10 protein-coding genes are annotated in these 12,816 nt (G+C 60.3%); 2 read left to right on the top strand and 8 right to left on the bottom strand.

Annotation, left to right across the window (positions count from 1 at the left end; all coding sequences use genetic code 11):
* Positions 1-3 precede the first annotated feature (3 nt).
* From pilQ to ACWR1S_RS03135, 5 genes are read right to left on the bottom strand one after another with little or no spacing between them, the layout of a single operon-like run.
* Positions 4-2,082: a type IV pilus secretin PilQ gene (gene pilQ, locus ACWR1S_RS03155; RefSeq protein ID WP_454562382.1), complete on the bottom strand. Its 2,079-nt coding sequence runs from the start codon at positions 2,080-2,082 to the stop codon at positions 4-6.
* A 13-nt stretch (positions 2,083-2,095) separates the two neighbouring features.
* Positions 2,096-2,623 (bottom strand): pilus assembly protein PilP, encoded by a 528-nt coding sequence (locus ACWR1S_RS03150; RefSeq protein ID WP_454562381.1) that lies wholly within the window; start codon positions 2,621-2,623, stop codon positions 2,096-2,098.
* Entirely contained in the window at positions 2,620-3,243 is a 624-nt protein-coding gene (pilO, locus tag ACWR1S_RS03145; RefSeq protein WP_454562380.1) for a type 4a pilus biogenesis protein PilO, read from the bottom strand. The genes ACWR1S_RS03150 and pilO overlap by 4 nt, the downstream gene beginning before the upstream one ends.
* On the bottom strand, positions 3,240-3,806 hold the full coding sequence (locus ACWR1S_RS03140) for a PilN domain-containing protein (RefSeq protein WP_454562379.1): 567 nt from the start codon (positions 3,804-3,806) through the stop codon (positions 3,240-3,242). Before ACWR1S_RS03140 ends, pilO begins: the two co-directional genes overlap by 4 nt.
* Positions 3,806-4,870: a pilus assembly protein PilM gene (locus ACWR1S_RS03135; RefSeq protein ID WP_454562378.1), complete on the bottom strand. Its 1,065-nt coding sequence runs from the start codon at positions 4,868-4,870 to the stop codon at positions 3,806-3,808. The genes ACWR1S_RS03140 and ACWR1S_RS03135 overlap by 1 nt, the downstream gene beginning before the upstream one ends.
* A 219-nt stretch (positions 4,871-5,089) precedes the next feature.
* Between ACWR1S_RS03135 and ACWR1S_RS03130 the strand changes: the two genes are divergently transcribed.
* Complete coding sequence (locus ACWR1S_RS03130) at positions 5,090-7,534, top strand: penicillin-binding protein 1A (protein WP_454562472.1); 2,445 nt, start codon at positions 5,090-5,092, stop codon at positions 7,532-7,534.
* A gap of 321 nt (positions 7,535-7,855) precedes the next feature.
* Here the strand turns inward: ACWR1S_RS03130 and ACWR1S_RS03125 are convergent, their stop codons facing one another.
* From ACWR1S_RS03125 to rpmE, 3 genes are all read right to left on the bottom strand, one after another.
* Entirely contained in the window at positions 7,856-9,124 is a 1,269-nt protein-coding gene (locus tag ACWR1S_RS03125; protein ID WP_038360054.1) for a malic enzyme-like NAD(P)-binding protein, read from the bottom strand.
* A gap of 184 nt (positions 9,125-9,308) precedes the next feature.
* Positions 9,309-10,109 carry a thermonuclease family protein gene (locus ACWR1S_RS03120; protein ID WP_454562377.1) on the bottom strand — a complete coding sequence of 267 codons (801 nt, stop codon included), beginning with the start codon at positions 10,107-10,109 and terminating at the stop codon, positions 9,309-9,311.
* Between the two features lie 14 nt (positions 10,110-10,123).
* Positions 10,124-10,351: a 50S ribosomal protein L31 gene (gene rpmE / locus ACWR1S_RS03115; RefSeq protein WP_016984589.1), complete on the bottom strand. Its 228-nt coding sequence runs from the start codon at positions 10,349-10,351 to the stop codon at positions 10,124-10,126.
* 199 nt (positions 10,352-10,550) lie between these two features.
* Between rpmE and ACWR1S_RS03110 the strand changes: the two genes are divergently transcribed.
* The gene (locus tag ACWR1S_RS03110; RefSeq protein ID WP_454562376.1) at positions 10,551-12,770 is read left to right on the top strand and encodes a primosomal protein N'; all 2,220 of its coding nucleotides are present in this window, start codon (positions 10,551-10,553) and stop codon (positions 12,768-12,770) included.
* Positions 12,771-12,816: the final 46 nt, after the last annotated feature.

Here is a 12,816-nt window from a genome sequence, read left to right as displayed (position 1 = left end):
GAATCAACGACTCACAGCAATCGCCTGGTTATTCATGATACGCGGAGTGAGAAATACCAGCAGCTCGGATTTTTTCTCCGAAACCACATCACGCCGGAAAAGGCGGCCAAGATACGGCACATCGCCAAGAAATGGCACCTTATCTACGACCTTGCTTTGAGTATTTGAGAAAACACCGCCAATCACGATGGTTTCGCCGTCGTTGACCAGCACCTTGGCGTTGACCTCGTTCTTCTTGATCGGCGGAACATCCTGCACTTTGTTCAGGTAATCCGGTTCGTCCTTGGTGACCTTGACCTCCATGATGATGCGGTTGTCCGGTGTGATCTGCGGCGTCACTTCCAGCGACAACGAGGCCTCCTTGAACGACACCGACGTCGCGCCGCTGGAACTGGCTTCCTGATACGGAATCTCGGTGCCTTTGAGGATTTTGGCGGTTTCCTTGTCGGAGGTGACCACCTTCGGCTGCGAGACGATTTCGCCGTTGCCGGTCTTCTCCATCGCAGTCAGCTCAAGATCGAGCAATACATTGTCAGTGATGAAGGCGATGCCGATCCCTGAGGTGTTGCCCACTGTGCCCATGTCGACGAACGGCGAATTGGTGCTGGTACTGCCCGGCGTACCAATGGTGGTCGACGATCCGTTGACCCCGGAGGCGTTCCAGTTGCCCTTGTTCTGGATCGAACCGCCCCAGCGTACGCCCAGGCTTTTGTCGTAATCGACGTTGGCCTCGACGATCCGCGCCTCGATCATCACCTGACGCACCGGAATATCCAGCTGCGCCACGATCCGCCGCAGCTCATCCAGGCGATCCTGAGTCTGGTAGGCAATGATGTTGTTGGTCCGTTCATCGACGGTGATCGAACCACGTTCATCGATTTTTGCTTCGGCGCTGGTCACTGACTGGAACAACTTGGCGATGTCCGCCGCCTTCGCGTAGTTCACTTGCAGCAGCTCACGGCGCAACGGCGCCAGCTCGGCGATCTGTTTCTGCGACTCCAGCTCCTGGCGCTCACGGGCAGCGATTTCATCGGCCGGAGCCACCAGCAGCACATTGCCGATCTTGCGTTTATCCAGGCCTTTGGTTTTCAACACCAGATCCAGCGCCTGATCCCAAGGCACGTTCTGCAAGCGCAAAGTAATGCCGCCCTGCACGGTGTCGCTGGCAACGAGATTGAGGTTGGTGAAGTCGGCGATCAGTTGCAGCACCGAGCGCACATCAATGTCCTGAAAGTTCAGCGAGAGTTTTTCGCCGACGTAAGCCTGACGATCGGCGTTGCGTTTTTGCAGGTCATCGACCGTCATCGGGCGGATGCTGACGGTCAGTTTGTTGTCGGTCTGGAAGGTGGAGTACTCGTAGGTGCCACTGGGTTCAACCGTAATAACTGTGCGATCAGCGGTTACTCCGGCATTGACGAACTGCACCGGGGTGGCGAAATCCTTGACGTCGAGGCGGACCCGCAATTTGTCCGGCAACTGCGTGCGGGCGAAGCTGAGGATGATCTTGCCGTCATGCTCCTGGATATCCGGAGCGATGGTCGGGTCGGACAGGTCGATGACGACATTGCCTTCCCCCGCCGTACCGCGCTGGAAGTCCACACCGCGAATCGCCCGGCTTTTCGGCACAAAGGCCTTGGCGGGCGCAGCAGCTTTAGCAGTAGCACGAGGTGCAACGGCAGCAGAACGCGACGCAGCTGCCGGCGCGCCCTGACCGACCACCACGAACAGGTTATTGCCCTCAACCCGCGTGGTGTACGGCGCCAATTGCGTCAGGCTGACAATCAGCCGCGTGCGTTCCTTGGCCTCAACCACAGTAGCGGTTCGTGCATTGCCGCTGCCCAGATCAAGGTTCTTGCTGGCCAACTGACTGGCGACACCGGGCAAATCCAGGGCGATCCGCGCCGGCGATTCGGTGGTGTAGCCCTTGGGCAGTGGCGGCGGGCCGTCGAACGACAGCTTCAGCTCGACGCGATCACCCGGCAACGCCGCCACATCCAGCGTCTTCAGATTGGCCGCGAGTACCATCGGCGACATCAGCGCTATCCATAGCGAAAAACCGAGGGTGGAGAAAATCCTGTTCATTGTTCGACTTCCACTATGAGTGCTCTTTCAAAGGAATGGTGCGCGGACGCTCCAGCCAGGCGCCTTCGCCGTCGGGGACGATCTCGACCACATCGACCTGGGTGGCACTGATGGCGACGATGCGACCGTCGTTGCGCCCCAGGTAATCGCCGACTTTCAATCGATGCACGCCGCCAGCACCGCGCAGCAGCGCGAAGGAGCCGGAAGCATTGGCAATCGTGCCGACCATCTCGAACTGCTCGATGTTGAAACCTTCGAGGTATTGCTTGACCCGATTGGGGTCGGGTTTGACATTGCGCGAGCCATGTTTCTGCCCAGCCAGATCAACGCGCACCTGGCGCGAGAACGGACTGCGCAGGTTGGCCGCGCTGTAAGTGAATGTTGGGTAAGACCGGAATGTCGGGGTTGGTTCAATCTTGCCCGCCGGGCGCAGGCGTACTTCATTCATGTAAGCGTCGAGATCGCTGAAGTCATCGCTGCCACCACAACCGTTCAGCGCCAGCAAAGCCATCGACAACGCGATGTAACGAAACGGGCTCATTTCTGCAGCCCCTTGTCGTTATACCGATAGGTCTTGGCAAGGATGCTCATGCGCAGCGTCGGCCCGCCCTCTTTATTGGCAGGCGCGAGTTCGAAATCATGCAAGGTGACGATGCGCGGCAGCCCGGCCACCCCACTGACGAAGGTGGCGAGGTCGTGATAGGCGCCGGTGACGGTGATCTGGATCGGCAGCTCGATGTAAAACTGCTGGGTGACCTCCGGCAGCAGTTTGATTTCTTCAAACTCCAGGCCGCTGCCCAGACCGGTGCGGGTGATGTCTTCGAGCAGGCCCGGCACTTCGGTATCACTGGGCAATTGTCGCAGCAACACGCCGAAGGTGTTTTCCATCTCCTTCATTTGCTGGGTGTACAGCTCAAGGTTGGCTGAAAGACGCGCCTTGCTGGCGAACTGCTCCTTGAGCGTGGCCTCTTCTTCGCGCTTGGCCTCCAGCTGGTTTTCCAGATCACTGGTGAAAAAGTTATAGCCAAGCGCCAACACCAGCACCATCAACAGCGCCCCGGCGATCGCTTTCACTGCCGCCGGCCACGAACCGATGTTGCTGGTGTCGAGGTCGTTGAAATCGATGTCGCGCAGACTTTGCAGCCATTCGGACGGCTTCATTGCTCGTCCTCCACAGCTGTGGGCTGGGTCTGCCGAACGGTCAGTTCAAACGTGTTGGCCTGATCAACCTGACCTGCGGTCGTCGCCTTCACTTCGTTGAGGCTCGGCGCGTCGAACCAGTCGGAGGCATCGAGATTGCGCATCAGCTCGGAAACCCGGTTATTCGATTCTGCAGCGCCGCTGATCGACAAGGTTTTGCCAACCATCTTCACGTCAGTGAAATACACACCGTCCGGCAATGTCCGCGCCAGTTGATCGAAGATCCGTCCGCTGATCTGCCGGTTGCCCTGCAAGTCCTGGATGATGCGCATGCGTTCAACCAGTTGCTGACGGCGCGCCTTGAGTTCACTGATCTGCTTGATCCGTTCGTCGACCACTGCGATTTGCTTGCCGATGTAGTCGTTACGTGCCACTTGCCGCTCAATTGCCGCACTGATGATCTGATCGGCGATGAGTACCGCACCGACCGAGCCAACCACCACGCCGATCAAGGCCAGCAGGAAGCGCTTGCGTCGCGCTTCGCGACGCTCCTCGCGCCAAGGTAGGAGGTTGATCCGCGCCATCAGTCGAAACTCCTGAGCGCGAGCCCGCAGGCGATCATCAGGGCCGGCGCGTCGCTGGCGAGCGCTCCGGCATTGACCTTGCTGCTCAAGGCCATATTGGAAAATGGATTGGCCACTTGCGTCGGCGTGTTCAGGCGCTGCTCGATCAGCCGATCCAGCCCCGACACTGACGCCGTACCACCGGCCAGCAGAATGTGGTCAACCGCGTTGTATTGCCCGGAGGCGAAGAAGAATTGCAGGGAGCGTGACACCTGCTGGACCAGCGCCTCACGAAACGGCTGCAAGACTTCGCTGATGTAATCATCGGGCAGACCACCCTGTTTTTTCGCCAGCCCCGCCTGTTCGATGGTCAGGCCATAGCGACGCTGGATTTCCTCGGTCAGTTGACGACCGCCGAACAATTGCTCGCGGGTGTAGATGATCTTGCCGTTGTGCAGGACGCTGAGGGTGGTCATGGTTGCACCAATATCAACCACGGCGACGGTCAGACGCTCCTGAGAGGCGGCCAGTTGTGTTGCCAGCAAGCCGAATGAACGCTCCAGCGCATAGGCCTCGACATCGACCACTCGCGCGGTCAGCCCGGCGAGGGCCAGCGCCGCTTCGCGGACTTCGACGTTTTCCTTGCGACAGGCAGCCAGCAACACGTTGACCCGCTCGGGGTTGCGCGGCGAAGCGCCCTGGACTTCGAAGTCGATGGCGACCTCGTCCAGCGGATAGGGAATGTATTGATCGGCTTCGATCTTGAGCAGGTTTTCCAGTTCGTCGTCGGACAGCCCGGCGTCCATTTCGATGACTTTGGTGATGACGGCAGAACCGGCCACCGCGACCGCCACACTCTTGAGCCCGGTGCGCGCCTTGACCAGCACGCGGCTCAACGCCTGACCAACACCTTCAAGCTCGGCGATGTTTTTTTCGACCACGGCGTTGACCGGCAAAGGTTCTACCGCGTACGCCTCGACCCGGTAGCGATCACCCTGACGGCTCAGTTCCAGCAGCTTCACTGACGTGGAGCTGATGTCGATCCCCAGTAACGTATTGGTCTTTTTATTGAAGAGTCCCAGCACTACCAATTCCCTATGACTTTCCGTGAGTTACGGACTCTGTAATACGCATTGCGTTCCTTCACCCCGTCTTGACAGAAGCGCAAATGACGCCCCCAGCAGAAAAGTGCTTATAATGCCCAGCGTTTTTTTCCGCTTTTTACTGCCTGCGCGGATGGTTCTGTGTGTAGCCGGAACCCCGTCGCCAAATTCATTCTTTGCACTGGATGTCCAAACGCCTTGATTCGTCTGCTGAAATTTTTCGGTTGGTCCATCGTCGCCGTTTTCTGCGGACTGCTTTTAGGTCTCAGCGGCGCGTTTCTTTACCTTAGTCCGGGTTTGCCGTCTGTGGAGGCTCTGCGAAGCATTCAGTTGCAGATTCCGTTGCGCGTCTACTCAAGCGACAACAAGTTGATCGCAGAATTTGGCGAAATGCGCCGTACGCCGATCCGTTTCGCCGACATTCCCCCCAATTTCATTAATGCGTTACTAAGTGCTGAAGACGACAATTTCGCCAACCACTATGGCGTTGATCCGAGCAGCCTGATGCGCGCCGCGACCCAACTGGTCAAAAGCGGACACATTCAGTCCGGCGGCAGCACCATCACCATGCAGGTGGCGAAGAACTTCTTCCTGACCAGCGAACGCAGCTTCTCGCGCAAAACCACCGAAATTCTTCTGGCCCTGCAGATCGAACGACAGCTGACCAAGGACGAAATCCTTGAGCTGTACGTGAACAAGATCTACCTGGGCAACCGCGCCTACGGCATCGAAGCGGCGGCACAGGTGTATTACGGCAAGTCGATTCGCGACATCAGCCTGGCGCAGATGGCGATGATCGCCGGCCTGCCGAAAGCGCCGTCGCGCTTCAACCCGCTGGCCAACCCTGCGCGCAGTAAAGAACGCCGCGACTGGATCCTCGGGCGCATGTACAAGCTCGGCAAGATCACTGAAGCGGATTACACCGCAGCGATCAACGAGCCGCTGAACGCCAGCTATCACGTGCCGACCCCGGAAGTGAACGCGCCGTACATCGCCGAAATGGCCCGCGCGGAAATGGTCGGCCGCTACGGCAGCGACGCCTATACCGAAGGCTTCCGCGTCACCACCACGGTGCCGAGCAACCTGCAGGAAATGGCCAACACCGCGCTGCACGAAGGCTTGATGACCTACGACCAGCGTCATGGCTACCGTGGCCCCGAGTCGCGCCTGCCGGGCAAGACCCGCGAAGCCTGGGCCAGTGAGCTGACCAAACAACGCACCATCAGCAGCCTCGAACCGGCCATCGTCACTCAGGTCGACAAGAACGGCCTGCAAGTGCTGACTCGCACCGGCGAAGAACACGTTGCCTGGGACACCATGAAATGGGCGCGACCGTTCCTCAACACCAACAGCATGGGCGCCAACCCGCGCCAGCCGTCGGATGTCGCGCAGGTCGGCGATCTGGTCCGGGTGCAGCGTCAGAAAGACAATTCGCTGAAGTTCAGCCAGATCCCGCAAGCGCAAGGTGCGCTGGTGTCGCTGGATCCGCAGAACGGTGCGATTCGCTCGCTGGTCGGCGGTTTCGCCTTTGAGCAGAGCAACTACAACCGCGCCATGCAGGCCAAGCGTCAGCCGGGCTCGAGCTTCAAACCGTTCGTCTACAGCGCTGCGCTGGACAGTGGCTACACCGCTGCGACGCTGGTCAACGACGCGCCGATCGTGTTCGTCGACGAGTACCTGGACAAGGTCTGGCGTCCGAAGAACGACACCAATACCTTCCTCGGCCCGATCCGCTTGCGCGAGGCGCTGTACAAGTCGCGCAACCTCGTATCGATCCGCTTGCTGCAAGCGATGGGCGTAGGCAAGACCATCGACTACATCACCCGCTTCGGTTTCAACAAGCAGGATCTGCCGCCAAACCTGTCGCTGGCGCTGGGTACAGCAACGCTGACGCCGATGGAGATTGCGACCGGTTGGAGTACGTTCGCCAACGGCGGTTACAAGATCACCCCGTACATCATCGACAAGATCGAAAGCCGCAATGGCGACACGCTGTTCGTTGCCAACCCGCCGACCGTACCTCAGGGTGGTTCGGCGACGGACGGTATCGCCGCGCCGCACACCGATTCGTTTACGGTCAACGCCACACCGGTTGCCGGCGAAGTGCCGGGCAGCGCGGCCGTGCCGCAAACACCGGCAGTGGCCGAGCGAATTGTCGATGGCCGCACCACCTACATCCTCAACAGCATGTTGCAGGACGTGATCAAGCTCGGCACCGGCCGTCGCGCGCTGGCCATGGGCCGCAGCGATATCGCCGGTAAAACCGGTACCACCAACGAATCGAAAGATGCCTGGTTCTCCGGTTACAACGCCGATTACGTGACCACGGTGTGGACTGGCTTCGATCAACCGGAAAGCCTCGGTCGCCGCGAGTTCGGCGGCACTGTGGCGCTGCCGATCTGGATGAACTACATGTCGGCCGCGCTGAAGGACAAGCCGCCGCACGTTCAGCCTGAGCCGGAAGGTTTGCTGAGCCTGCGTGTGGACCCGGTGAGTGGCCGTGCAGCGACGCCGAGCACACCGGGCGCGTACTTTGAGCTGTTCAAGTCTGAAGATACCCCGCCGTCGGTGAATGAGCTGGGCAACGGCACGGCGCCGGGCAGCCCACTGCCGGCGGATGAGCAGGCGCCGATCGATTTGTTCTGATCAAGCGGTATTGAAAAGCCCCGCCTTCGTGAGAAGTGCGGGGCTTTTTATTACCTGAAGATCAAGAGCCCCTCACCCTAGCCCTCTCCCGGAGGGAGAGGGAACTGATTGGGGGATGCTGGTGAGTGATGCCGACCTGAACGTGCTGTGTTGAATCCATAGGCGCTAACGCACTTTCAGGTCGGTGTATCTCGCGAATCTTCCACGGTCAGTCCCCTCTCCCTCAGGGAGAGGGTTAGGGTGAGGGGGCTCTTGATCTTCAGGCAATAAAAAGCCCCGACTCTCACGAGCCGGGGCTTTTGCTTGAAGCGTTACAACGGCTTAGCCGTTGAACACGTCATCCACGCTTTTCAGCGGGTAGTTCTTCGGATACGGCAGGGTCGCCACACCGGTCTCGATCGCGGCCTTGGCCACAGCATCGGAGATCAGGGTGATCAGACGCTTGTCCATTGGCTTCGGAATGATGTACTCACGACCGAATTCCAGCGGAGCGCCACCGTAGGCATCGCACACGTCCTGTGGAACAGGCAGCTTGGCCAGTTCACGCAGGGCGTTGGCCGCAGCCACTTTCATTTCTTCGTTGATGCGCTTGGCGCGAACGTCCAGGGCACCTCGGAAGATGAACGGGAAGCCCAGTACGTTGTTGACCTGGTTCGGGTAGTCCGAACGGCCGGTGGCCATGATCACGTCGCTACGGGTGGCGTGTGCCAGCTCCGGCGAGATTTCCGGATCCGGGTTCGAGCAGGCGAACACGATCGGGTTGGCTGCCATCGACAGCAGGCCTTCAGCGCTCAGCAGGTTCGGACCGGACAGACCGACGAACACGTCAGCGCCTGCCAGTGCGTCAGCCAGGCTGCGCTTGTCGGTTGCGTGAGCGAACACGGCTTTGTACTGGTTCAGGTCGTCACGGCCGGAGTGGATCACGCCGGTACGGTCAACCATGAAGATGTTTTCGATGCGTGCGCCCATGCTCACCAGCAATTTCATGCAGGAGATGGCGGCAGCACCGGCGCCCAGGCAGACGATTTTCGCGTCTGGCAGGGTTTTGCCAGCGATTTCCAGGGCGTTGATCATGCCCGCAGCGGTCACGATCGCGGTGCCGTGCTGGTCATCGTGGAATACCGGAATGTCGCACTGCTCGATCAGAGCACGTTCGATCTCAAAGCACTCGGGTGCCTTGATGTCTTCCAGGTTGATGCCACCGAAGGTGATGGAGATGCGTTTTACGGTGTCGATGAAGGCTTGCGGGCTTTCGGAATCGACTTCGATGTCGAAAACGTCGATGCCGGCGAAGCGCTTGAACAGCACGCCTTTACCTTCCATCACTGGCTTGGAAGCCAATGGGCCGAGGTTGCCCAGACCGAGAATCGCGGTGCCATCGGAAATGACTGCAACCAGGTTGCCCTTGCCGGTGTATTTGTAGGCCAGTTCAGGATCGCGAGCGATCTCACGCACTGGTTCAGCTACGCCGGGGCTGTAGGCCAGCGACAAGTCGCGAGCGGTAGCAGTGGCCTTGGTGAGCTCGACACTCAGCTTCCCTGGACGAGGATTGGCATGATATTCGAGAGCGGCAGTTTTCAGATCAGACATTTTGGCATTCCGCTTTTTACTGTTGGACAGACTGGTCAGCGAGGATACGCGCCTCGCAAAGTCCCCACAAGACTGAGCGGTCACCCCTGTCAAGCGCCCTGCCCTACGACTTTGGGCCAAGAGCCACGGCGCACAAGGGCTGGACTGTTCACAATCGAAAGAAAAAATGTCTACAATTTTTTCTTCAGCGCGGCGTTTGCAACATCGATGGATCGGTCAGCGGAAGTAGCCAACGTGACTGTCCGGATTGCAATCCACCGCGCCGCGAACGATCAACGATCCAGCCGCGAGCCTCGATCTGCTTGCCTTTCAGCGCCTGCAACCGGGTATTGTCGAATTGTCCGACCAGATTGGGTGCAACGCGCAATACAAGCGCGTCCTGCAACTCGATCCAGATTCCCCCGCGATTGCGCTGAACCTTGCTCACACGCCCACTGATCACGGCGAAACCCGAGCGCTGGATCTGCTCCGCTTTCAGTACAGGAGACTGCCGCCAGAGGCCCAGTCCGGCCTTTCGTGCACGGCGTTCGGCGTCTTGCTGGCAGGCGACAAGATCGACGTTCGGCGCAACGGCGACCTGGAAACCCAGGCCATCGGCGAGCATTTGCGCTTCGAGATTGGCGCCGCTGACGCTGTAAATGTGCGCGAGCGTACGCCCGTAATGGTCTTTGGCTTGCTTGCCGGGACGCAACCCGACCCGGCCGCCGCTGGCATCGACCAAGGATTGCAGGCGTTGACGTGCTGCCACCGCGAAGGGTTCATCGCTACGGCCGTGCTTGCCCAGTTCAGGCGTGTTGAGGCCAATCATCCGTACGCTGCGACCATCGCTCAGGCGCAGGGTGTCGCCATCGACCACGCGCTGTACCGTGACGCTGCTCAGCCCGGCGGGCGTCGGGCAAAAGGCTTGCGCGCCGGACAGCCAAATTGCAGACACAAAAAAGGCGCCCGCGAGGGACGCCTTTTTCAGCAACGAGGAAAAGCCCACCGGGCCCTTCAACCTTACTCTGCAGCAGCAGGTTTCTTGCCGAAAGCACCGAAACGGTCTGCGAAGCGCTGAACGCGGCCGCCAGTGTCCAGAGTCTTCTGCTTACCGGTGTAGAACGGGTGGCATTCGTTGCACACGTCGATTGGCAGAGCTTTGCCGAAAGTCGAACGGGTTTCGAACTTGTTGCCACAGCTGCAGGTAACAGCGATGACTGGGTAATTCGGGTGAATATCAGCTTTCATGGTGTCTTCCTCAGCTAGCGTGCCGCCACCCAACACTATTGTTGAATACCGCACGTAATTAGGCCGCGGATTCTACCAGACCTTTTCAAACACGCAAGCTGTCACCGAGACCGACCGTCTGCTAGGCTCCCGGCCCATTGCGCGATTCCCTGGTAGGAGTGAGCCTAGCCCTACCGCCTATTTATCGAGATCCCCCCGCGTGCCCGACGCCATCTTGCGCCTCGCCTTGCCTTCGCCCCTGCGCCGCTTGTTCGACTATCGAGCGCCGGCCGGCGTACTGCGCGAGCAATTGCAGCCGGGCATGCGCCTGCGGGTGCCGTTCGGTCGGCGCGAGATGATCGGGATCCTGGTCGAGGTCACCGACACCAGCGAAGTGCCGGTGGAAAAACTGAAGCCGGCGCTGGCCCTGCTGGATGCCACGCCGCCGCTGCCACCGGCACTCTTCAAGTTATGCCTGTGGACGTCGCAGTATTATCAGCACAGCCTCGGCGACACCCTGAGCTGGGCGCTGCCGGTACTGCTGCGTCAGGGCGAACTGGCCGAGGCCCGGCAGGAACGTTTCTGGTCGATCACCCCCGGCGCCAGCCTTGAAGATCCGCGTATTGCCCGCGCCCCACGCCAGCGCGAAGCACTCGCGACGCTCGCCCAGCACCCGCACGGCGTCGCCCATCAGTTGCTGAGCAAACTGATGCTGAGCAAGGACAGCCTTGATCTGCTGCTGGCGAAAAATCTGGTGCAAGTGGAAATCCGCCGGCATGCACCCGGTGCGCGCCACGAACACTGGCTGGCGCAACCGGAACTGCCGCTCAACGCCGAACAGCGCGCCGCCTACGAAGCGATCCGTGCCGGGTTCGACAGTTATCACGCGTTCCTCCTGGCCGGCGTCACCGGCAGCGGCAAGACCGAAGTCTATCTGCAGCTGATCCGTGAAACCCTCGAAGCCGGCAAGCAGGCCTTGGTACTGATCCCGGAGATCAACCTCGGCCCGCAGACCCTGGCGCGTTTCGAACAGCGTTTCAACGCACGCATCGCCCTGCTGCACTCGGCGGTCAATGATCGCGAGCGCCTCGAAGCCTGGCTCGCCGCCCGTGATGGCGAGGCCGACATTATTATCGGTACCCGCTCGGCGCTGTTTACGCCGATGAAGAATCCCGGGCTGATCATCATCGATGAAGAGCACGACGGCTCTTATAAACAGCAGGAAGGTTTGCGCTACCACGCCCGCGATCTGGCGTTGGTCCGTGCACGGCAGGAAAACATCCCGATCGTGCTCGGTTCCGCGACGCCATCGCTGGAAAGCCTGCACAACGCCTACACCGGTCGTTACGGCCTCCTGCGCCTGAACGAGCGCGCCGGTGGCGCCAAGCAACCGCGCTTCCTGCGTCTGGACGTGAAAAGCCGTCCGCTGGACAGCGGGATTTCCGGGCCGATGCAGCAAGCCATCGGTCAGACGCTCGCCAACGGCCAACAGGTGTTGGTGTTCCTCAACCGTCGCGGTTTCGCGCCGACGTTGCTCTGCCACGATTGCGGCTGGATGTCCGAGTGTTCGCGTTGCGATGCGCGAATGACCGTGCACCAGCGTTACGGCGAACTGCGCTGCCACCACTGTGGCTACGTCGAACGCACCCCGCGCCAGTGCCCGAAATGCAACAAGGTTGATCTGCGGCCCGTCGGCGCGGGTACTGAACGTGCCGAAGAACGGCTGGCGATTCTATTCCCTGACTACCCGGTGCTGCGCGTCGACCGCGACAGCACGTCGCGCAAAGACGCGATGAATCAGTTGTTCGCGACGATTCAGAAGGGTCAGCCGTGCATTCTGGTCGGCACGCAGATGTTGGCCAAGGGTCACCACTTTCCGCGGGTGACGCTGGTGTCGATCCTTGATGCTGACGGCGGTCTGTTCTCCGGTGACTTCCGCGCCAGCGAGCGCATGGCGCAGTTGATCGTTCAAGTGGCCGGGCGCGCCGGGCGAGCGGAAGAGCCGGGCAAGGTAATCATCCAGACGCACCTCGCCGACCATCCTTTGTTGGTGCAGCTCACCGAACAGGGCTATTTCGCCTTCGCCGAACAAGCCTTGAGCGAGCGCCGGGCCGCCGGGCTGCCGCCGTTTGCGCACCTGGCGCTGCTGCGTGCCGAAGCGCACAAGCCGGGGCAGGCGGAAGGCTTTCTCGATGAGGCGTGCAGCGAGGCCGAGCGCTTGCTGGCCGAGCAGAATCTGAGCGGGATTGAACTGCTCGGGCCGGTGCCGGCGCCGATGGAGCGCCGCGCTGGACGGTATCGCGCGCAGTTGTTGTTGCAGGCGACCGCGCGGGCGCCGCTGCATCGGTTGCTGACCAGTTGGCTGTTGGCGCTGGAACAGATGCCGAGTGGGCGGGCGGTGCGTTGGTCCTTGGATGTCGATCCCGTCGATTTGTATTGAAGATCAAAAGATCGCAGCCTTCGGCAGCTCCTACAGGAAAATGCGT

The sequence above is a fragment of the Pseudomonas sp. AIG genome (genome assembly GCF_977020205.1).
This window is presented reverse-complemented; position numbering and strand designations above follow the sequence as displayed.